Annotated in this window: 19 protein-coding genes; 10 read left to right on the top strand and 9 right to left on the bottom strand. The window is 46.7% G+C overall.

Features of this window, described 5'->3' with window-relative positions; all coding sequences use genetic code 11:
- Positions 1-107 precede the first annotated feature (107 nt).
- The 9 genes from H4O21_RS12380 to H4O21_RS12340 form a co-directional block, all read right to left on the bottom strand.
- Positions 108-1,379 carry a molybdopterin molybdotransferase MoeA gene (locus H4O21_RS12380; RefSeq protein WP_182809179.1) on the bottom strand — a complete coding sequence of 424 codons (1,272 nt, stop codon included), beginning with the start codon at positions 1,377-1,379 and terminating at the stop codon, positions 108-110.
- 154 nt (positions 1,380-1,533) lie between these two features.
- Positions 1,534-2,082, bottom strand: a complete 549-nt coding sequence (gene moaB / locus H4O21_RS12375; RefSeq protein ID WP_182809178.1) for a molybdenum cofactor biosynthesis protein B — start codon at positions 2,080-2,082, stop codon at positions 1,534-1,536.
- A gap of 541 nt (positions 2,083-2,623) precedes the next feature.
- Positions 2,624-3,922, bottom strand: coding sequence for a phenylacetate--CoA ligase PaaK (gene paaK / locus H4O21_RS12370; protein ID WP_370463927.1), 1,299 nt, complete (start codon positions 3,920-3,922; stop codon positions 2,624-2,626).
- A gap of 111 nt (positions 3,923-4,033) precedes the next feature.
- Entirely contained in the window at positions 4,034-5,242 is a 1,209-nt protein-coding gene (gene pcaF / locus H4O21_RS12365) for a 3-oxoadipyl-CoA thiolase (RefSeq protein ID WP_182809177.1), read from the bottom strand.
- 4 nt (positions 5,243-5,246) lie between these two features.
- The gene (gene paaI / locus H4O21_RS12360) at positions 5,247-5,711 is read right to left on the bottom strand and encodes a hydroxyphenylacetyl-CoA thioesterase PaaI (protein WP_182809176.1); all 465 of its coding nucleotides are present in this window, start codon (positions 5,709-5,711) and stop codon (positions 5,247-5,249) included.
- Positions 5,704-7,242 carry a 3-hydroxyacyl-CoA dehydrogenase PaaH gene (gene paaH / locus H4O21_RS12355; RefSeq protein WP_182809175.1) on the bottom strand — a complete coding sequence of 513 codons (1,539 nt, stop codon included), beginning with the start codon at positions 7,240-7,242 and terminating at the stop codon, positions 5,704-5,706. Before paaH ends, paaI begins: the two co-directional genes overlap by 8 nt.
- A 12-nt stretch (positions 7,243-7,254) precedes the next feature.
- Positions 7,255-8,046, bottom strand: a complete 792-nt coding sequence (paaG, locus tag H4O21_RS12350; RefSeq protein WP_182809174.1) for a 2-(1,2-epoxy-1,2-dihydrophenyl)acetyl-CoA isomerase PaaG — start codon at positions 8,044-8,046, stop codon at positions 7,255-7,257.
- A 4-nt stretch (positions 8,047-8,050) separates the two neighbouring features.
- Positions 8,051-8,827: a 2,3-dehydroadipyl-CoA hydratase PaaF gene (gene paaF, locus H4O21_RS12345; protein WP_182809173.1), complete on the bottom strand. Its 777-nt coding sequence runs from the start codon at positions 8,825-8,827 to the stop codon at positions 8,051-8,053.
- Between the two features lie 120 nt (positions 8,828-8,947).
- Positions 8,948-9,223, bottom strand: a complete 276-nt coding sequence (locus tag H4O21_RS12340; RefSeq protein WP_182809172.1) for a hypothetical protein — start codon at positions 9,221-9,223, stop codon at positions 8,948-8,950.
- Between the two features lie 344 nt (positions 9,224-9,567).
- Here H4O21_RS12340 and paaN point away from each other — a divergent pair, with 344 nt between their 5' ends.
- The 10 genes from paaN to H4O21_RS12290 all read left to right on the top strand — a co-directional run bounded on the left by paaN (position 9,568) and on the right by H4O21_RS12290 (position 22,465).
- A complete protein-coding gene (gene paaN / locus H4O21_RS12335; RefSeq protein WP_182809171.1) occupies positions 9,568-11,235 on the top strand; it encodes a phenylacetic acid degradation protein PaaN in 1,668 nt (555 codons plus the stop codon).
- Between the two features lie 142 nt (positions 11,236-11,377).
- Entirely contained in the window at positions 11,378-11,983 is a 606-nt protein-coding gene (paaY, locus tag H4O21_RS12330) for a phenylacetic acid degradation protein PaaY (protein WP_182809170.1), read from the top strand.
- Positions 11,984-12,183: 200 nt separating this feature from the next.
- Positions 12,184-12,969, top strand: coding sequence for an enoyl-CoA hydratase (locus H4O21_RS12325; RefSeq protein WP_182809169.1), 786 nt, complete (start codon positions 12,184-12,186; stop codon positions 12,967-12,969).
- A 78-nt stretch (positions 12,970-13,047) separates the two neighbouring features.
- Entirely contained in the window at positions 13,048-13,653 is a 606-nt protein-coding gene (locus H4O21_RS12320) for a flavin reductase family protein (RefSeq protein ID WP_182809168.1), read from the top strand.
- A 204-nt stretch (positions 13,654-13,857) separates the two neighbouring features.
- Positions 13,858-14,730 carry a cytochrome-c peroxidase gene (locus H4O21_RS12315; RefSeq protein ID WP_182809167.1) on the top strand — a complete coding sequence of 291 codons (873 nt, stop codon included), beginning with the start codon at positions 13,858-13,860 and terminating at the stop codon, positions 14,728-14,730.
- A complete protein-coding gene (locus H4O21_RS12310; RefSeq protein WP_182809166.1) occupies positions 14,717-18,265 on the top strand; it encodes a hybrid sensor histidine kinase/response regulator in 3,549 nt (1,182 codons plus the stop codon). Before H4O21_RS12315 ends, H4O21_RS12310 begins: the two co-directional genes overlap by 14 nt.
- Before the next feature lie 26 nt (positions 18,266-18,291).
- Entirely contained in the window at positions 18,292-19,317 is a 1,026-nt protein-coding gene (locus tag H4O21_RS12305) for an HD-GYP domain-containing protein (RefSeq protein ID WP_182809165.1), read from the top strand.
- A 129-nt stretch (positions 19,318-19,446) separates the two neighbouring features.
- The gene (locus H4O21_RS12300; RefSeq protein ID WP_255487288.1) at positions 19,447-20,817 is read left to right on the top strand and encodes a multicopper oxidase family protein; all 1,371 of its coding nucleotides are present in this window, start codon (positions 19,447-19,449) and stop codon (positions 20,815-20,817) included.
- Between the two features lie 152 nt (positions 20,818-20,969).
- Complete coding sequence (locus H4O21_RS12295) at positions 20,970-21,170, top strand: hypothetical protein (RefSeq protein ID WP_182809164.1); 201 nt, start codon at positions 20,970-20,972, stop codon at positions 21,168-21,170.
- 194 nt (positions 21,171-21,364) lie between these two features.
- Positions 21,365-22,465: an HD domain-containing phosphohydrolase gene (locus H4O21_RS12290; RefSeq protein WP_182809163.1), complete on the top strand. Its 1,101-nt coding sequence runs from the start codon at positions 21,365-21,367 to the stop codon at positions 22,463-22,465.
- The last annotated feature ends 28 nt before the right edge of the window (positions 22,466-22,493 follow it).

Raw genomic sequence — 22,493 nt, 5'->3', positions numbered from 1 at the left:
AATGAACAGCCAGATCTTCTTGAATAAATGACAGGAAGATCTGGCTGTTGTGTAAGGGGGCTTGCTGATGTTGCAGGCTCTTTTTTTCGCCGTTGGGTCTGTTGGGTTCAGGGAGCTTCCATTAATGCTTTCAGATCAAGGCATGGGACCTGGTCTCCTGCTTTAATCTGCTGGTTGCTGTCTACCACAGCCAGAGCGTCGGCCCAGTGACATGATGTCAGGACGCCTGAATTCTGGTTCTGAAAACGATAAATGCTATTACCTGAACCAGAGCCTTCAGCGTTTTTCTCATATTGAACTCTCAGGTACTCTCGTCTGATTCCTGTATTGAAATTAAAGGTGGATTCGGCATAACGTAATTCAGGTGTTATATGCCCTCGTCCCTGAAGAGCAGCAAGAGCGGGTCTTACTACTATCAGAGCAGTTAGTAATGCTGATACCGGATTACCAGGCAAACCCGTAAACCAACAGGTTTTTGCTGAGCTGTCAGTACGAATAGAACCGAATGCCAGTGGCTTGCCCGGCTTCATGGCCATACGCCATAAATTCAGCTGTCCCAAATGTTCAACTGCGGGTTTGACATGATCCTCTTCGCCAACAGAGACCCCGCCGCTGGTAATAATCATGTCGGACTGTTCAGCTGCTGTTGCCAGGGCTTTTTTGGTGGTATCCAGAGTGTCGGCAATAATTCCACCGTCAATAACTTCACAGCCAAGATTGCTGAACAGAGCCTGAAGCATATAGCGATTAGAATTAAATATCTGGCCGGGTCTGAGCTGTTGTCCAGGTTCTGCCAGCTCGTCTCCGGTGCTGAGTAATGTGATGACTGGCTTGCGAAATACTCTGACTTCAGGCTGGCCAATCGACGCGATCAGGCCAAGAGCCGGAGCATCAAGTCTTAATCCCGCTTCAAGGAGAGTATCTCCTTTGTTTATATCCTGACCGGACAGCCTGATGTTTTCTCCTTCTGTCAGCGTTTCTGTCGGAAATATGATATTACCTTCAGGTGTCTCTGAAACCTTCTCCTGCATGACTACAATGCTGGCACCGGCTGGTATTTCTGCACCGGTAAATATTCGGGCGCAAGTACCGGGTTCAAGAGGTGAAGGGGAGCTTCCGGCTGTAATTCGCTGACTGACTGGCAGCGGCGCGCGCTTAAGATCTGAAAAAGCCAGAGCATAACCGTCCATAGCGCTATTGTCGGCTGGTGGCACATTGATATCAGCAACGACTGATTCTGCAAGTACATATCCCATTGCTTCTGTCAGTGGCAGTGTGATGACAGAAACAGGTTTTATGGCTGAACAGATTATCCGGATCGCTTCATCTACAGGCATTAGTCCGGGGTGTGCGCAGGGATCATTTACTTTATGTGCCATAGTTAATCCATTGTGTTTCGGTAGATTCGAAGCCGGTATTATCCGCTTTCTTGTTTTGCTGAGACAAGGGGGCTGAGGTGTACTTAATCAGGACAGAAACCTGCATATAAGCAGATTTCTGTATGTGGGCAATTACGGTTTGTCGTTTAAGGTATTAAACGTGAGTTGCTTTACCGTGAGTTAGCAGAGAAACGTAGTTGCAAGGGCGGTGGCGGCTATCCAGTTGATCACGGATCACTTTGTACCACCCTGTTCTGCAGGCTCCTGTTGAGCCTGGCAAGCTGAATACCAGGGTGTTATTTGCTAATCCGCCAATGGCTCGTGATTGAATAGTAGAGGTTTTAATCTCTTCGTAGGACAGCATACGAAATAGTTCACCAAAACCGTCAATCACTTTATCCAGTAAAGGTATTATTGCTTCAGGGGTACTGTCTCTGCCAGAGAAGCCTGTGCCGCCGGTTGTAATAATGCAATTGATCTCTTTATCGGCTATCCAGTTTGAGATAACTGCACGTAATTGGTAGACATCATCAGGTGCAATCTGATGATCGACTACTTTGTGACCGGCTTCAGTGATACAGGTTTTCAGGGTGTCGCCGCTTTTATCTGTTTCAAATGTTCTGGTATCTGATACCGTGAGAACGGCAATATTCAGAGGGACTTCTACCGGCAGAATTTCTTTGTTATCAGTTTGTTGAGACATATTTCAGCCTTATGCACGAGATTAACGAGGGTTGGAACAGGCTTTCCCGGATATGTGAGTGTCGAGCCGTGACAGCCACCTTTGCATCGATTGGTCTCCGGAAAAGCCTGTATGCCTGGTTTGTTCTGTTAAGAATTGTCCGAAGTGATAGTAATAGATATTCTGCTTTCGGAGAACTCTGTTAATACTACTGTTTATTTTTGCATTGAATATGCCATTCTCCGACAGAAAATACACTGAAACATTCCGAAGTTCTCTGATTTTTGTCCGGTATATCAGAGCTTTTTTGTCTGAACTGTGCTGATGTGGGATGAGTGAGACAATTTGATCTGTTGATATCCAGCAGGGAAGGAATACATCGTCAGGATAATATAAAACGGAATCTCTGATCAGAGGTTATGGTGAATAAACATTCGGGAGGGCGTTGAAAGGTGGAATAGAAAAGACTTTATTCTGTGCCCATTAGCCTGGTGGCCGTTAGGCACAGAAAGATCCTTGTACAGACTTTTTGAAGACGTATGACAAGTATCAGGTATTAACCTTAGCGCAGGTCACTAACGCGTTTCGCTTTACCTTCCGAGCGCGCAAGGCCGCCCACAGGTACAACATCAATCCGTGTGCTGATACCTACAACAGATTTGATATGATGCTGAAGCTCTTTGATAATGGGAGCCTGGTCAACATCCTGTGCTTCTGGAGTCATTTCCACTTTTACCAGTACATTATCCATGTTGCCATCTTTAGTCACTACGATTTCATAGTGAGGTGCCAGCGCCGGGATCTTCAGAATCTGTTCTTCGATCTGCGTTGGGAACACGTTAACACCACGGATGATCAGCATATCATCAGAGCGACCAGTGATCTTATCAATACGACGCATTGGACGCGCGGTACCTGGTAACAGACGGGTCAAATCACGAGTACGGTAACGGATTACCGGCAGTGCTTCTTTGGTCAGAGAGGTAAATACCAGTTCACCGTATTCGCCATCAGGCAATACTTCACCGGTATTCGGGTCGATAATCTCTGGATAGAAGTGATCTTCCCAGATGGTTGGGCCATCTTTGGTTTCTGCGCATTCCTGGGCTACACCAGGTCCCATCACTTCGGACAGACCATAGATATCTACCGCATCGATGCCCAGGCGGCCTTCGATGTTCTTACGCATCTCAGCTGTCCATGGCTCGGCACCAAAGATACCGATACGTAGCGCCATCTCCTGTGGGTTCAGACCCTGACGCTCCATCTCATCCATCAGGTTCAGCATGTAAGATGGTGTTACCATAATGATGTCCGGATCGAAATCACGCATCAGCTGAACTTGTTTCTCAGTCTGACCACCTGACATAGGGATCACCGCACAGCCCAGACGCTCTGCACCGTAGTGGGCGCCCATACCACCGGTAAACAGGCCGTAACCATAGGATACGTGAACCTTATCAGTGCTACGACCACCCGCGGCACGGATAGAACGGGCTACCACGTCGGCCCAGACGTTAATATCATGCTGAGTGTAACCCACAACGGTTGGCTGACCGGTAGTGCCGGAAGAGGCATGGATACGTACCACTTCGCTCATAGGTACGGCAAAAGAGTCAAACGGGTACGCGTCGCGCAGGTATTGTTTCGTTGTAAAGGGGAATAGCTTCAGATCATCCAGTGTTTTCAGGTCTGAAGGGTGAACACCTTTCTCATCGCATAGATTGCGATAAGCTGCAACGTTGTTGTAAGCGTGTTTAAGACTGAACTTCATGCGGCTCAGCTGCAGTGCACGGATCTCATCAATACTGGCCGTTTCGATAGGGTCAAGTGCGTTTGGATCAACTTTCATGTTCATCATAATAATTTTGTCCTGTTTTACTCTCTTATTGTCAGAACACGTCTTCTTCGGACGTTTAATCTTTCTTATTGTCAGAAACAGAGAAGAGTGGCCCCTTCCCTGAGGCGCAATTTATACTCGCTCAATAATCAGGGCGATACCCTGACCTACACCAATGCACATAGTGCATAGCGCATAACGACCACCGGTTCTGTGTAGCTGATACATAGCCGTAGTCACCAGGCGAGCACCAGAAGCACCTAATGGATGGCCTAGTGATATAGCGCCGCCATTCGGATTCACATGTGCCGCATCATCAGGCAGGCCCAGGTCACGCATGACAGCCAGTCCCTGAGAGGCAAATGCTTCATTCAGCTCAATTACATCCATCTGATCCAGTGTCAGGCCTGCTTTTTCCAGTACCTTCCTGGAAGCAGGGGCAGGGCCAAAGCCCATAATGCGAGGCTCAAGACCCGCAGTTGCCATAGCAACAATACGTGCTTTAGGTGTCAGACCATTTTTTTCAGCTGCTTCTTTAGAAGCGATCAGCAGTGCGCAGGCACCATCATTTACACCAGACGCATTACCTGCTGTGACGGAACCACCTGCACGAAAAGGCGCTTTCAGTTTAGCCAGTGCTTCCAGTGTGGTCGATGCTCGTGGGTGCTCATCGGTATCAACGATGAGGTCATCGCCTTTGCGCTGAGGAATAGTAACCGGGCAAATTTCTTCCTTAAACAGTCCAGCTTCCATTGCAGCAGCGGTTTTCTGTTGGCTGCGGTATGCAAACAGATCCTGATCTTCACGAGAGATATTAAAATCTTCTGCAACGTTTTCAGCGGTTTCTGGCATAGAATCTACACCAAACTCAGCTTCCATTTTCTTGTTGATAAAACGCCAGCCGATGGTGGTATCATACATTCCATTCGGATTACGGCTGAAAGCAGATTCAGCTTTGCCCATTACAAAAGGAGCCCGTGACATCGATTCGCAACCACCAGCAATCATCAGATCTGTTTCACCGGATTTAATTGCCCGGGCTGCCATACCAATAGCATCCATTCCTGAGCCACACAAGCGGTTGATCGTGGTGCCTGGTACAGCCGTTGGAATGCCTGCCAACAACGAGGACATACGCGCGACGTTACGGTTATCTTCACCGGCCTGGTTTGCATTACCATAGATCACATCGTCAACGGAAGCCCAGTCAACCTGTGGGTTGCGCTCCATCAGGGCTTTAATAGGCAGGGCGCCCAGATCATCTGCTCGTACAGAGGACAGCCCACCGCCATAACGGCCGAAGGGAGTACGGATTGCGTCACAGATATAAGCGTCAGTCATGTTATTAAACCTCTGATGGAATTACTTCGCCCTTGATCTGGCGAGATTTACCACGGAAAAAAGCGATGGCTTTGCCATCCTGGTTGCTGATAGTCACGTCATAAATGCCGTTGCGCCCCTGAACTGTGACCTCTTTTGCTTCGGCATACAGTGTGTCGCCGAGTTGGCCTGGAGCGATATATTCAATATTACATCCTCCGGCAACAGTCACCTGATTGTAACTGTTACAGGCATAAGCAAAGGCAGTATCTGCCAGGCTGAAAATCATACCTCCATGACAGATACCATGACCGTTACACATATCCTGACGAACCTCCATGCTCAGCTTTGCACAGCCAGGCTGAACTTCTTCAATCTTCATTTCCAGCATCAGGGCTGCATGATCACGGGCATACATAGCTTTGGCGCAGGCTTGTGCCAGCTCTTCGGGGGGCATTTCAGTCGGTTTTTGTGTGTTTTTATCAGTCATGAGATGCACCATTATGAAATGAATCCTGCGCAAAAACTTTGCGTCGCAGCAGAGGAGAAGGACGATAGCGGTCCTCACCATAACTGCTCACCAGATGGCTCAATACCGTATGAACGTGTGACAGACCAATCTGATCAGCCCAGGCCATAGGGCCTTTCGGATAGTTCACACCACTTTGCATCGCGATATCAACGGCGGCTACATCACAGACCTGCTGGTTGACCGCATCAGAGCCTTCGTTAGCCAGCATAGCGACAGTACGCATCAGTACCATGCCTGGAACATCATCAATCACAGAGACCGACATGCCCAGCGCCTGGAACAGCCCTGCCGCCTGATTCAGAGACTCTTCAGTTGTCTGATCCGCTTTAGTCAGGGCAATGCGGGAAGCCGCACTATAGTTCAAAGCCAGATCAAACAGTACCAGGTCGCTACGTTGCTCATCGGCGGCGCGCTCAGTGGCCATGCGACCATCAGTCAGGGCCAGAATCAGGTTGCCGATGCAGATGCGACCCTTAATGTCATGGTTCTCTGCACGATGAACACTGATACCTGCGGCTTCAATTCTGGCTACCAGTGCTTCGGCACAACCCAGATCACCTTCTATGGTGACAGATGATGGTGCGTTCTGTTGCGGCAAGGTACTGGCTACTGGTTTTTCAGCACCTTCGCTGTAGTCGTAGAAACCCCGGCCGGTTTTACGGCCATGGAAACCTGCTTCAACAAGGTCTTTCTGAATAAGAGACGGCAGGAAGCGCTGATCGCCATAGTAGGCATCAAATACTGAAGAGGTTACGGCGTAGTTCACATCGTGACCAATCAGATCCATCAGCTCAAAAGGTCCCATGCGGAACTGACCAGACTCACGGGCGATAGCATCGATAGTTGCTTCGTCAGCACCGCCTTCCTGCAGTACACGCAGACCTTCTGCGTAGAAAGGGCGTGCTACACGGTTAACGATAAAGCCAGGTGTAGACTTGGCCATTACCGCATGCTTGCCCCATGCCACAGACAGATTGTAAACGTCCTGAGCGACTTCTTCTGAGGTTGCCAGACCCTTAATTACTTCCACCAGCTTCATAATCGGTGCCGGGTTAAAGAAGTGCATACCAACCAGATTCTGTGGTCGTTTCAGGGCGGCACCGATAGCTGTGACAGAGATAGAAGAGGTGTTTGTTGCCAGAATGGTCTCTTCGCTGCACAGCTTTTCCAGTTCTGAGAACACAGACTGTTTAACCGCAAGGTTTTCCACTATCGCTTCGACTACCAGGCGGGCAGGTGCCAGGTCCGCTAACGATTCTGTTGGCTGAATACGGTCAACCAGAGCGTTTTTATCGTCTTCGCTCATTTTGCCGCGAGCAACCAGTTTTTCCAGGCCTTTAGCTGTACGGTCCAGACCTGCCTGAGCAGCACCTTCCATTTTGTCATACAGAAGCACCGTGTGCCCGAATTTGGCTGCAACCTGAGCAATACCAGCACCCATCGTTCCGGCGCCAATTACGGCAACGGTATCATTCACCGTTAGTGTCATAACTCGCTCCTGTTACTGGCCTTTAAAGGAAGGTTCACGTTTTTCCATAAAGGCAGCAACACCTTCACGATAATCTTCAGTGCGGCCTGCGATGGTCTGCAGGTCACGTTCCAGATCCAGTTGCTCATCCAGAGTGTTGGTCGCTGAAGCCTGAATAGCACGCTTAATCAAGGCCAGACCTTTCGTTGGCTGAGTGGCCAGCTGTTTTGCCGTTGCAATAGCTGTTTCTTTAACCGCTTCATCATCAACCGCTTTCCAGATCATGCCCCACTGTTCTGCCTGCTCAGCAGTGATACGATCTCCCAGCATTGACAGAGCCATAGCGCGAGCCTGACCTACGGTGTGTGACAGAGTCCAGGTGCCGCCGGAATCCGGAATCAGGCCAATTTTGCAGAATGCCTGAATAAATTTAGCGGAGCGGGCAGCAAAGACAATGTCACAGGCCAGAGCAATATTGGCACCAGCACCCGCTGCAACACCATTCACGGCGCAGATAACCGGCATTTCCAGAGCACGAATGCTGCGGATCATCGGATTGTAGTTTTTCTCAATAGATTCACCCAGATTTGGCGCTTCTGCACCAGGTGCTACGTTACGATCACTCAGATCCTGACCGGCACAAAAACCACGACCATTACCCGTAATAACCAGAGCACGTACTTCCGGGTTCTTTTTAGTCTCTTTCAGCGCTTCACGCACTTCGGAGTGCATCTCCGCATTAAAACTATTCAGGCTGTCCGGGCGGTTCAGGGTCAGGATGGCTACACCATCCTCAATCACAAATTCGATATTGTTGAAAGACATGGTTTTAGCGTCCTTTGAATTCAGGTTTACGTTTTTCCATAAAGGCAGCAATGCCTTCATTGCGATCTTCGGTGGCAGCCAGCAGAGTGAAGGCTTTACGCTCAAGATTGAGGCCTGACTCCAGATCAGTTTCAAATGCTTTAAGCAGGGCTTCTTTGGCCAGGCGTACGGCAATAGGGGGCTTACTGGCAATTTTTGCTGCCAGCTCATGGGCGCGTTCGATGGTGCGCTCCGGAATAACAACCTCTGCAACCAGATTGGCTTGCAGAGCTGTCTGGGCATCAATCATTTCGCCGCTCAGTACCATCTTCATTGCCAGAGGTTTACCTACCGTTCTGATCAGGCGTTGAGTACCACCGGCTCCGGGAATAATGCCCAGATTGATCTCAGGTTGCCCGAAAAGTGCGCTGTCACCGGCAATAACGATGTCGCAATGCATCACCAGTTCGCAGCCTCCGCCCAGTGCGTAGCCATTTACAGCACCAATTAAAGGCTTGGAAAACTGGTAAATACGACGCCAGTGTTTTGGTCGGTCATCATTCATGACGCCGACGGCATCCAGAGCCGCCATCTCTTTAATGTCAGCCCCTGCAGCAAATACCTTCGGACCACCGGTGATCACTACCGCGCCAATATCTGAGTCTTTGTCCGCCTGCTCAAGAACATCAGCTACTTCACTTAAAAGCAGTGTGTTCAGAGCATTAAAAGCTTCAGGACGATTCAGGGTGATGGTCAGAACGCCCTTCGTAGCTGATTGCGTATTAATTGTCTGATAAGTCATTGTGTTATTTTCCGGGCAGTGCCCTTTGCAGTATCAATGGCAACATTAACTGTTATTGTTTAGTGGTAAACGTTTTACCGGTCAGGTGTATCAGTTAAAAAGATAATCGCCATCAGCAGACTAACAGGTACCTGAACAAGCGTTTTTCTGAAAAAGACTGCCATATAGTCCGGCTAATAGCTGGAGAATATCGAAATACTTTTGTTCAGGTCTGTAGTCCATCTGAAGAAAAGACTGAACCAGAAGCGAGCGGGCAGGAGAGATTGCAGCAGACACTTTACACTGCTGTTGTATTAATGCTGTATTCAGAGCAGATTGACTGACAGCAACTATACTACGGATATCTTTTTTATTAAGGGCTGCTTTAAATAAAGCATGCCTTTGTTGTGCAGTCATTTGAGCCTCTCCCGCAGTTTTATCACGGTCGCCACTGAGAAAGTGTTTATGGCGTTTATTCTTTTTATGGTGCTAAGCCTACCTTATTCGCTCAAAGAGATACAAGAGTTAAATTTTATTGCCTACTTTCGGTATCGTAAAATATCGTGTATCTTGTCTGGCAAAGAAAGGCACAGATCTGTTTGTCTGTTTTGATAAACTTCAGTTTTGTTCTATTCGAATACGAGTGTAGTTATCAGAAACAGAGTACACTCTATAGCTGCAGGTGCTATCAAAGAATGACCACTGGTATCGTAATTTTACAATAACAATGCGATACCTGAACTCCAGGAGAGACTGCAAAAATGAGTCAGAATGATTTTTTTCAACGTCATCAGGCGACTTTAGACCAGGCCCTGAATGCCATTAAAAGCCGTGATTACTGGTCTCCGTATCCTGAGAATCCAAGCCCTCGTGTTTACGGTGAAGATGCTGCGCAAAAAGGCGAAGAAGCTTTTAAAGCTTGCCTGAATAACTATTTCGAGCTGGAAATGCCTGGTATTACCGGTGAAGTAGCCGGTGAGGAATCACCTTATGGTATCGACATGAATGTCCGTTACCCCAAGGTGGACTTTGATGTCCTGATTCCTGAAATGAAAGCGGCAATGAAATCGTGGCGTGATGCCGGCCCTGATGTACGTGCCGGTGTATGTCTGGAAATTCTGGATCGTCTGAACAAAAACAGCTTTGAGATTGCTAACGGTGTGATGCACACTTCTGGCCAGGGCTTTATGATGGCGTTTCAGGCGGGTGGCCCACACGCTCAGGATCGTGGCCTTGAAGCTGTGGCTTATGCCTACCGTGCCATGAAAGAAGTACCTGAAACAGCGACCTGGACTAAACCTCAGGGTAAGCACGACCCTCTGGTTATGGAAAAGAAATTCCATGTTGTGCCTCGTGGCGTGGCTTTGGTAGTGGGCTGTTCTACTTTCCCTACCTGGAATACTTATCCTGGTCTGTTTGCTTCTCTGGTGACCGGTAACCCGGTTATTGTTAAGCCGCACCCGGCTTCTGTTCTGCCTGCTGCGGCCTCCATTAAAATTGCTCAACAGGTTCTGAAAGAAGCGGGTTTTGCACCATACCTGGTATCTATGGTGACAGATACAGCTGATGCGCCGGTAACAAAAGAACTGGCAACTCATAAAGATATTAAACTGATTGATTTCACCGGGTCTAACTTCTTTGGTAACTGGCTGGAAGAGAATGCTAAGCAGGCTCAGGTCTTTACTGAGAAAGCGGGTGTTAACACGGTAGTCATTGACAGTGTTAACGATATCAAAGCCGTAGCGCGTAACCTGGCATTTACCCTGAGCCTGTACTCAGGGCAGATGTGTACGACGACTCAGGCAATTTATATTCCTCGTGATGGGATCAAAACTGCTGACGGTGAGATGAGCTTTGATGATGTGGCTCAGGCATTGTCCATCGCGACGTCTAAATTCCTGAGTGACAATGATCGTGCCTGCATGGTGCTGGGGGCTATTCAGTCCTGTGCTACCGCTGAGCGTATTAAAGAATGTGAAGCACTGGGTGAAGTTGTTCTGGCCAGTGAGCAGCGTGAGCATCCTCAGTTCCCGAATGCCCGCATTCATACGCCAATGATTCTGAAGGTCGATGCTTCTGAGCAGGATAAATATTCCGAAGAGCGTTTCGGTCCTATCTCTTTTGTGATTGCTACTGACAGTACAGAGCATAGTCTGCAGCTGGCTCAGGATGTTATTTCTGAGAAGGGTGCGATTACTCTGGGGGTTTACTCTACGGATGATGCTGTACTGGAGAAGGCAGAAGAAGTAGCAATGGAAGCAGGTGTTGCTCTGTCTGTGAATCTGGATGGTGGTGTGTTTGTTAACCAGTCCGCTGCGTTCAGTGATTTCCATGCGACAGGTGGTAACCCTGCATCAAATGCTTCTCTGACTGACGGTGCATTTGTTACTCGTCGCTTTATCGTTGTTCAGAGTCGTCGTCACATTTAATGTGGCTTTATGCAGCAACCCATAAGGGTTGCTGCTTATTATCCCCAAAAAGACATTTCTGTAGTGGCTTCCACGGGAATCAGGCGTTCTGTAAATTCTCCCGGATGTCATAACAGACAAGTCTGTTAGCAGGAGAGGTTGTATGCCTGTTTACAGTATTGATGGCATTACTCCCGTTGTCGATCCTTCCGCTTTTGTTCATCCCACTGCTGTTTTAATCGGTGACGTTATTGTTGGCCCTCGCTGTTATATTGGTCCGGGGGCTTGTCTGAGAGGCGATTTCGGTCGTTTAGTGATTAAAGAAGGGGCGAACGTGCAGGACACCTGTGTCATGCATGGTTTTCCGGGGACAGATACCATCGTTGAGGAAAATGGACATATCGGGCATGGCGCTGTGCTTCATGGTTGCCATATTGGTAAGAATGCACTGGTAGGTATGAATGCAGTGGTTATGGATAATGCCCGTGTTGGAGAATCAGCCATTGTTGCAGCCTGTGCGTTTGTAAAAGCTGACTTTGAATGTCCGGACAAAACTCTGTTGGCGGGTACACCGGCTAAGGTTATCCGGGAGCTGTCTGATAAAGAGATTGCCTGGAAAACAAAAGGCACAGAAGAGTATCAGAATCTGGCTGTCAGAAGTTTACAGACTATGGAACTGACCGAGGCTCTGACTGAGGTCGAAGCCGATCGAAAACGTATAGAAATACCAGATGTTAAACCTCTTTATGAGATTAAACAGGAAAAGTAATTTAGCTGAATTAACGCCTCTGACAGACAGACTGCATGCTGGAAGAGGCTTTTCTTAAATAAGTTCTGGGCGGAAAATGCCCGGAATATACCTGAACACAAGTATTGATATATTTTCTCTCCGCATGGAGCAGTACATCGTAATGCTTTACAGAGAAAGCTTAGTTCAGGTGCTCAGAATAAAAAGACCTGGAGAGTTCCGTGGAATATCAGAATATTCTTGTTGAAACCCGTGGTGCAGTTGGCTGGATTCAGCTGAACCGTCCCGAAGCTATGAATGCTTTATCTATGGCGCTGGTATCTGAAGTTGGTCAGGCTATTGAAGCGTTTCAGGCGGATGATGAAGTGGGGGCTATGGTGATTACCGGTAATGAAAAAGCCTTTGCTGCCGGTGCGGATATTAAAGATATGGAAGGTCAGGATTTTATAGACCTGTTCCTGGCTGACTTTCCATATAATCGTCGTGATGGCTGGGATAGCCTGAATACGGCCAGAAAACCGATTATTGCTGCTGTTTCAGGTTTTGCTCTTGGAGGTGGCTGTGAAATGGCGATGGCCTGTGATTTCATCCTGGCAGCAGACACGGCCAGATTTGGTCAGCCTGAAATTAATATTGGTACTATTCCCGGAGCTGGTGGTACTCAGCGTCTGACCCGTGCAGTGGGTAAAGCTAAGGCGATGGAGATGTGCCTGACTGGTCGTATGATGGATGCAGAGGAAGCTGAGAGAGCTGGATTAGTCAGTCGAATTCTGCCAGCAGAAGAACTGGAAGCTGAAGCTCTGAAAGTGGCTGGTAAGATTGCAAAAATGTCCCGTCCTGCTGTTTATATGGCAAAAGAGGCCGTTAATGTCGCGTTTGAGTCTTCTCTGCAAGAAGGACTCCGGTTTGAGCGTCGTGCCTTTGCGTCAACTTTTGCAACAGAAGATCAGAAAGAAGGTATGAATGCCTTTGTAGAAAAAAGAAAGCCTGACTTCAAACACCGCTAATCCTTCTGTACAACGATTTCACCTTGCTTAAGCCGCGCTTTGTCGCGGCTGTTTTTTTATTACCGTCTGAGGCTTCATATGGATATTAATATTCAGGATCTTTCTCCTCTGGAAACAATTAATCTGCTGGGGTGCACTGTTTATCCAAGACCTATTGCCTGGGTCGCTACGGTCAGCCCGGCTGGGGTGAAAAACCTGGCACCTTTTTCTTACTTCAATGTAGCCAGTGTTAACCCGCCAATTATCAGTTTTTCTGTACTGTTAAATGGCAAGGGGGAAGAGAAAGAAACACTGCGTAACTTAAAAGCGAATGAACATTTTGTAGTCAATATTGTTGATCGTAATCTGGCAGAAGCAATGAACATCTCCAGTGAAGACCTGCCTGATGAAGTGGATGAGTTCGAATTGTCCGGAGTAACGCCCATTCCGGTTAACAGTGGTCCTTCTGCCGCCGTTAAGGAAGCCAAAGCCTGGTTTGAGTGTCGTTTGCATAGTGTTCAGCGTTTAGGGGATGGTCCTCTGGCAGGCAACCTGGTACTGGGTGACGTTGTTAATGTGCATATTGATGATGAGATTTGGCAGAACGGGCGTGTGAATATGAATGAGTGGGAGCTTATCGCAAAACTGGGAGGGAGCCGTTACTCGTCGTCAAAAGAGTACTTCAGTATGAAGCGGCCTGCCTGAAGTTCATTGCTGTAATTCTATCTGTTGTTACATAATTTTACCGGTTAAGCCGTTAGCTTCTGTCTTGTGCAGTAGCTAACCGTTTATGTATCTTAATTCTTAATTATGCTTTACATATAAATCTATAAAGGGTAGAAAGTTCTGTTTTCTACAGAGTTAAATATTAAACTCTTAGAATAAAGAGATCTGTCTGGCTGGAAGAATATGTCGTTTCACTCTTGTGTTGCTACTCTTGTTGCTTTATTCGTTTTTTTGCCGGTTGTTGCCCACAGCACAGAAATATCGGAAAGGAATCGACTGGAGCTGGAACTTGGGAAAAGGATTTTTTTTAATACAATGTTTTCAGAGAGCGGGGCAACATCCTGCAGTTCCTGCCATCGACCAGAATATCATTTTGCAGATCGTCAACCTTTATCAGAAGGTGATGATGAACTACTGGCACGGGTTAATACGCCCGCTTTATTCAGTTTGCAAAGAAAAATCAGCTATTTTCATCAGGGAACGCACTTTAGTCTGGAAGATGCGATTAAGCTATGCCTGTCAGTCCATCAGCAACTTTCTGTACTGGATACTTATCTGAGTTTAAGGAACGACCCTGAGTTAAAAAAACTGGCGAATCAGATTTATGGGCGTTCAAGCGCTGGTGGTGTTTATCAGGCGCTGAGTCAGTATCTTCACTCAATAGAGCCCATACCCAGTCGATATGACGATTATCTTGACGGTATAGCCGGTTCGCTTTCAGATAAAGAGACAGAAGGCATGCAGGTTTTTCGCCGCAAAGGTTGCCATTTCTGCCACAGTGGCAGAGATCTGGGAGGTAATGTGAAGGCAGAAAAAGTGGATGGAAATCAGGTCAGGGAGGTCGTCGTCCCCAGATTACGTAATGCCAGTAAAACCCCCCCTTATTTTTATGCTGGAAATACTGAGACGCTGACAGAAGCGATACTGAGTATGAGTAAAAAGCATAATGGAGTTATCGTCAGTCGGGACGATGCGGAAAAAATTGCAATGTTTCTGAGAAGTCATAGTAGTGAACTCAGAGATTTTGAAGGACAGATTCTCAATGATCAAAAGTAATGCCTTTTGGGTGCGAATTACAGACAGTATTCTCTGGATCAGCCTGAGTGGATTATTTCTGCTTTTCCCCTTGATGGCTTATCTTTTGCAGCCTTCCTCTGATGTCAGGCAGGATGTGATTTTTGAAAGTATTCATGACCAGAAAGAGCTGATCAATGCTATGCGCAGGGAAGTTGCTTTGCTGAGCAGAGGGTATAGAGATAATCCCGGAGATAACTTTCTCGACCTGTTTAATCAGTACGAGGTCAGTGTAAAAGAAATTGATCATGAACTCAGGAGTATCATTAAAGAGATTCCTGAGGTTAGGGAACAATGGAAACTGTATAGAGGGCAGCAACAGGCATTTCAGCAACTTATACTGGATATCTCTTCTATGACGGCCAGTTTCGCTTTGCTTGTCAGCCAGACCGGGCAAGTCTTCGTATCTGCAGAGGAGCAGCTGAAAGCAACGGGGCTGAGTGCTATGGCACTGCAGGAGTATAAAATTTTGTTGTCTGGCATTCTTTTCCATAATTTACGCTATGTGGCTTTGCCAGATGCTGCAGGGGCTTTTGAACTAAAAAATTACCTTGATAAAGTGGACGCCGGGCTGAAAATGTCTCCCGGAGCGGTGCAGTCTGTGTTTAACGCAGTAAAGCTGCATCATCTGCGCCTGAGAGATACTGTAGAAGATATGCAGGATGCGTCTGATGTGTTGCTGGCTTTGCCTCTATACCTTGAACTGGAAGAGTTTGAGAATCGATTTGAGAGCTGGGTACGAATTGCCAGAAAGAATCAGAATGACAGCCGCTGGGCAATGCTGGCTGTAATATCATTGTTGATTGTTATTGTTGTTATTATTCTGTGGCGTCTGCGGGTATTCCGTCGCAGGCTGGAGGTATCCAATATCCGGCTGCGTGCGTTTAAAGATGCAATGGATGAGCACGCTATTGTCAGTATTACTGATCCGAAAGGACGTATCACCTATGTGAATAAGAAGTTTGAGGATATTTCGGGTTTTTCTGCAGAGGAATTGCTAGGTAAGACTCATAAGGTGATTAACTCAGGAGTACATCCCGGGGGATTCTTTGGTGAACTCTGGCAATCCGCTTTATCTGATAAAGTCTGGCATGGAGAAGTCTGTAACAGAGCTAAGTCTGGTAAGCTTTACTGGGTTAATGCGACCGTCGTACCTATTTATGACCATAAAAAGCGGATGGTGTCCATTGTCTCTGTCAGAACCGATATATCCGATCAGAAGCTGATTGAAAAGGAATTGCTGGCCGAAAGGGACAAAGCCAAGCAGGCCAGCGATGCAAAAAGTAGTTTCCTGGCGAATATGAGCCATGAAATTCGAACGCCGATGAATGCCATTATTGGTATGAGCCACCTGGCAAAGCAAGTCTCTGTTGATGACAGAGTCAATAGCTATATTGATAAAATTCAGCTGTCATCCCAGAACTTGCTATCCATTATCAACGACATTCTGGATTTTTCCAAAATTGAAGCAGGCAAAATGGATGTCGAACGTATCCCATTTCGTCTGGACAACGTACTGAATAATCTGGCGGATGTTGCTCGTGTTAAAGCAGAAGAAAAATCACTGCCACTTATTTTTGATATTGACGGGGCACTTCCTGCATATTTTGAAGGAGACCCTCTGCGTCTTGGCCAGGTGCTACTGAATCTGGTCAATAATGCCATCAAGTTCACCGATAGCGGTGAAATACGTATTTCTGCTTCATTGCTTCGCCAGACTGGTAATCAGGCGGAGTTACGTTTTTCTGTTCAGGACTCAGGAATCGGGCTCAGCCAGGAAGCTCAGCAGCGTTTGTTTAAAGCTTTTTCTCAGGCAGATGCTTCCACGACACGACAGTATGGCGGCACTGGTCTGGGATTAGCTATTTGTAAACAGCTGGTTGAATTGATGGGGGGGCAGATCAATGTCTTTTCTGAGAGTGGTAAAGGCAGTGAATTCTTTTTCACTATTAAGGCTGATATTCACCATCTGCCTGAAGAAGAGAAACCTGCGCTTGATACCATCAGAGTGCTGATTATCGACGATGAATCAGTGGCTGTGGAAGCCTGTGTTGAATTGCTTAATAGTATAAATATTGATGCAGTTGGCGAAACAAATTCTCCTGATGGGCTGAACCGCCTGGTTAATGCTGAGCTGGTTGGGGAAGCGCCTTTTGATGTTGTACTGGTGGACTGGCAAATGCCAGTGATGGACGGTTTTCAGGTTGCACAGTCCATACGTAATAATTCCTCGTTAACGCAACAACCCGCCATTATTCTGATAACCGGGCATGGTGGAGAGGATCTGCAACAGAAAATTAATCCTGAATTTATTGACGCTGTATTATTGAAACCCGTATCAGGCTCTCATCTGGCCGATAGCATCCAGGAATGTCTGATCAGACAGAACCGGGTCAGAGGATCAGGTAACGGCAGCATCCGTCATATGTTCCGTGAAGGCGATGAAATTAATGCCCTGCTGGGAGCTAAGATCCTGATTGCAGAAGATAATCTTATCAATCAGGAAGTGATTACTGGTTTGCTGGAACCTTATGGTCTGGATCTGACTCTGGTCGATAATGGCAGAGATGCTGTCAATGCGGTGCAACAGCAGCAATATGATCTGATTATGATGGATATTCAGATGCCACAGTTAGATGGTTTGCAGGCGACATTGCAGATTCATGAGATGCAACTACCTAAGACACCTCCCATTATTGCTATGACAGCACATGCTATGCAGGAAGACATTGTGCAGTGTATGTCTCATGGTATGAATGACCATATTGCTAAACCGATTGACCCGGATCTGTTGAAAGAAAAGCTCATACAATGGATTGAACCCAGGGTGATTTCAGGTGAACTGGAGTCGGAGAATGGTGCCGAAAAAGGCAGTTCTCTGCCTTGTGCCGTTGAGGGGGTTGATCTGGCTATAGCGATGCGCTCTGTCGCAGGCAATGCTGAACTGTTAATACGTCTGATGAAGCAGTTTTGTGATGATTACTCTGAAGGAATTACCCCTGCCAGACAGTATATGGCGCAAGGGGAATGGTCGGATCTTAAGCGCTGGTTACATACTCTGAAAGGGACCTCTTCAACCCTGGGTATGTCGCTTATCGCTGAGAATGTAAAAATAGTTGAACTTATGCTGGTTAATAATAAACTGCCCGGAGATCATGATTTAACTGCCCTGGCTGAGGTTTTATCTGCTACGGTGAATAGTGTCATAACGTGTATCAATGAAAAAGGTTTTGATAATGGGCAGTATAAAGCGACAGCGCCAGACGAGCGGCTATTCATGCAATCAATTCAGCCCATGCAATCAACGAATGACCCAGAGAAAATAAAAAACCTGATTCAGGCAATCAGAGTGATGCTTGAAGAGGGGGATGCTGAAGTACTGGATAAAGTACCAGAGCTGATGGAGCAGGTTCAGGATAATGATACCCTGATGCAGCATGGAGTAACCCTGATGGAGCTGGTAGAGAGCTATGAGTTTGACCAGGCTCTGGAATTGCTGGCCCTGTTTGAAAGATAACAATGATGGATGTGACAGAGAACCAAATGACAAATGAAAAGCCAACGGTGTTGATTGTTGACGACACGCCGATGAATATTTCGGTGCTGGTCGGTTTGTTAAAGCCTGATTACAGAACTGTAGTGGCTAAGGATGGTGAGCAGGCATTGAATCGGGTGTTTAATGGTACTGTTCCTGATTTGATTCTGTTAGATATTATGATGCCTGGTATTGATGGCTATGAAGTTTGCCGCCAGTTGAAGGCTGATCCTCGCACAAAAAACATCCCTGTCATTTTTATCAGTGCGATGAGCGATATCGGGGATGAAGAAAAGGGCCTGGAGCTGGGAGCGGTGGACTATATTACTAAGCCAATTAGTCCGCCTATTGTTAAAGCCAGAATACGAACCCATCTGGCTGCAGCTATGCAAAAACAATCTCTGATGCATGAAGTGATGCTCAGAACTCAGGAGCTGGATAAGTCTCGTAAAGAATTGATTCGCAGACTGGGACTGGCCGCCGAGTATAAGGATAATGAAACAGGTTTGCATGTTCAGCGTATGGCTGAGTATACCAGATTGATTGCGTTGGAACTGGGTTTTAGTGAGGAGGATGCGGATACTCTGGCATCGGCTGCCCCTATGCACGATATTGGCAAACTGGGTATTCCGGATCAGATTTTATGTAAGCCTGGGCGCTTAACTGAAGATGAATTTGAGGTCATTAAAAGCCATCCGGCAATTGGTGGCCGAATTCTTGATAATCCTGATTCTGAATTGTTGAAGGTCGCTCGGGAAGTTGCTTTATATCATCATGAGAAATGGGATGGTTCTGGCTATCCTCATGGGCTGAAAGGAGATGATATTCCTCTGGTCGCCCGTATTGCTGCTCTGGCGGATGTCTTTGATGCTCTGGTTTCTGTCCGGCCATATAAAAAAGCCTGGTCGGTAGAAGATGCCCTGAATTTATTTGAGGAACAGAAAGGTAAACATTTTGACCCTCAGATTGTCGAGGCCTTTCAGAGAGTATTGCCTGCGGTCCTTGAAGTAAAAGAAAGGCTGGCAGAGACGTAATGTCTTTATTCGGAGTATATCAGATCAGGTGAATTTTCTGCTTTTGGTGATCTGTCTCAAATAATAATATTTCCCACTAAGTGGTGATACAGTACTATCTCCTGATTATTTGACTCGGGAGATAATATTTTGGATAGAAGGGCTTTCCTGCAACTGAGTGGCATTTCACTGGCTTCTGTTGCGCTACCTCAATGGTCTCTGGCTCAGGTTAAAACAGATATAGAGTATCACTATAAACTGACGGCTGAGCCTTCATCTGCAGAATTAATTCCGGGGTTTCAGACATCGGTACTGACTTTTAACGGAAATATACCGGCTCCTGTGATCCGGGCGCGTCAGGGAAAGCCTGTCAGAATTGAATTCACTAATAAACTGAATGAACCTACCACGATACACTGGCATGGGCTGAGAATTCCTATTGAAATGGACGGGGTTCCTTTTCTGAGTCAGCCTCCGGTAATGCCCGGAGAAACCTTTGTCTATGAGTTTACCCCGCCTGATGCCGGGACTTTCTGGTATCACCCTCATATGAATAGTACGGTTCAGCTGGGTAAAGGACTGGTCGGTGCTTTTGTCGTTGATGAAGCTGAACCTGTTGACTTTGATATTGACGAAGTACTGATTCTTAAGCACTGGCATCTGGATAAAAAGGGAGAGTGGAAAGCATTAACCAGGCCCAGGTATGCAGCAAGAATGGGAACTCCGGGAGAGTGGGGTACCGCAAATGGTATCCACGATCCTCAGTTCAGTTATCCTGCCGGAAGTCGGGTCAGGCTGAGAATTGCTAATGTCGATAATACCATGACATATAACCTGCGTATGAAAGGGACTGATGCACAGGTTATTGCTATTGATGGCAACCCCGTTTCATCTCCTTATCCTCTGGATCAGCATAAAATCGGTCCGGGTATGCGGCTTGATATTGGGCTGATTATGCCTGATGAGGGGCAGCATGTTGCACTTGAGTATCTCTTAGGGAAGTTCGGCTTCCCGGTAGCAGGTTTTACTGCAACCGCTCAAACAGGAGATATTCATAGTGAACTACCATCATTACCGATAAACCCTGTACCTGTTCCTGATCTGGATACCGCTGAAACCATTAACTTTGTTTTTGAATGGGAAGGAGCTATCAGCCCAACGGATGAAGCGGGTAATACCCATCCTGTATTCTGGTTAATTAATCGCAGAGCCTGGGAAGGGATGAGTAAAGACAACATTCCTGAACCCGTGGCAGATCTGACACTGGGTCACAGCTATATTTTTGAACTGAGAAACAATACCCAGTATCACCATCCGATTCATCTTCATGGCCACACTTTTCTGGTGCTGGAGATGGATGGTAAACCTGTGACCCCATTCCATACGGATACAGTATTGTTGGGTAAAAATGGTCGGGCGAAAGCCGCCTTTGTTGCAGATAATCCCGGTAGCTGGATGTATCATTGTCATGTTATTGAGCATATGAAAACAGGCCTGATGGGGTATGTCAGGGTTTCCTGAATTCAGTACAATTCCAGATTGAAGATGCACTGCATAATTTTAAATCTGGTGAACTCTGATACATGCCTGAACAAAAGTAGTTCGATATTTTTCAACTATTGTCTGGAGAATACGGTTCTCTCATTTGCAGAGAAACTTTTGTTCAGGTGCTTATGAATAAAAATATTAAAGAGGCTTATCTGGTGGATCGTGTAGCTCTTGGACGGATCTTTATGAATGGGGGAGGGCTTCTCCTTGTGTCAACTGCTTTCGTTAATTGGGCTGAGATAGTCGGTCTGGATAACGGGTTTCTTGCAATTGGAGGGACAGTTGCGATGGTAATTGGCTATGCTTTAGGGCGTAATGAATTGTAGTTGCCCTGTTAGGAAAGGCTTTTGATTGCTGCGACTTGAGCTTACGTCTTGTTTACATAGTAACAAGCTATTAGTATCTATCTTCTTGCTGATAGTTTTACTGAGTACAGGTTATCCGATTAAGCTTTTAATATCTGCCCTGCATTCAGCCAGTTAAAGGCAGGTTATGTATAGTTTGATTTCTGAGGCGTGCCATGATTTTTGATGAGGCTTTGAGAAAGTCGTCTTTGTTAATTGTTGATGACGAAGAGATGAATGTGCGTCTTGTCCAGGCATCTTTGAATAAAGCAGGATGCAAGAACACTCAGGGTATGAATCGGCCAGCAGAGGTTATTCCCTGGTGTAAAAATAATAAAGTTGATCTGATTTTGCTGGACCTCAATATGCCTGGTTTACATGGACTGGACCTGATGAGGCAAATGCAGTCTGAGCTGGCAGACCCGCCTCAGGTTGTTGTATTGACGGCAATGACTTCTGCTGATGATAAACTGGAGGCGCTTGAACTGGGTGCTCTGGATTATCTGACCAAGCCTTTTGATGTCAGTGAGTTGCTGCTGCGGGTACGTAATGGATTGCGTCTGGTTGCCCTGACAGCTGAACTGAAAGAAGAGCGGGACAATCTGCATCAGGAAGTTAAGCGTCAGACACAAGAGCTGGAAGAAACTCAGAATGAGGTTTTGTACCGTTTAGGGCGTGCGGCTGAATACCGGGACAATGAAACCGGAGCTCATGTTAAGCGAATGAGTGAGAGTTGTGGTGTTCTGGCAAAGCTGGCAACAGGCGATGATGTGTTTGCCAGTAATGTACAGAAAGCGTCTCAGATGCACGATGTAGGTAAAATAGGCATTCCGGATGGTGTACTGTTAAAACAGGGTAAGCTTAATGACAGAGAGTGGGAAATTATGCGCTCTCACTCACGTATTGGCTATGAAATCCTGAGTGATACGGAAACGCCGATGATGAAAATGGCTGCCCAGATTGCACTGACTCATCATGAGCGCTGGGACGGAAAAGGTTATCCATCAGGTCTGAAGGGAGAGGATATTCCTCTGGAAAGTCGTATTGTAACTCTATGCGATGTTTATGATGCGCTCCGTTCAGAAAGACCCTATAAAAAACCCTGGAGTATGGAAAAAACCTGCCAGCTTATTCAGGATGAAGCCGGAAAGCATTTTGATCCGGAATTGACCGAGGTGTTTATTCAGCATGTTGAAGAGATTGAAAAAATTCGGGAGCTGTATCCTGATCAGACTGAGAATGGCGAGTCATTACTGGAAACTTTGCTACACCATTAAAAACGACTGAGTGAAAACTTAGTTGTCA

The sequence above is a fragment of the Oceanospirillum sediminis genome (assembly GCF_014164585.1).
GTDB classification, from domain to species: domain Bacteria; phylum Pseudomonadota; class Gammaproteobacteria; order Pseudomonadales; family Halomonadaceae; genus Oceanospirillum; species Oceanospirillum sediminis.
The sequence above is the reverse complement of the archived record's forward strand: the minus strand, read 5'-3'. Positions and strand labels throughout refer to the sequence as shown.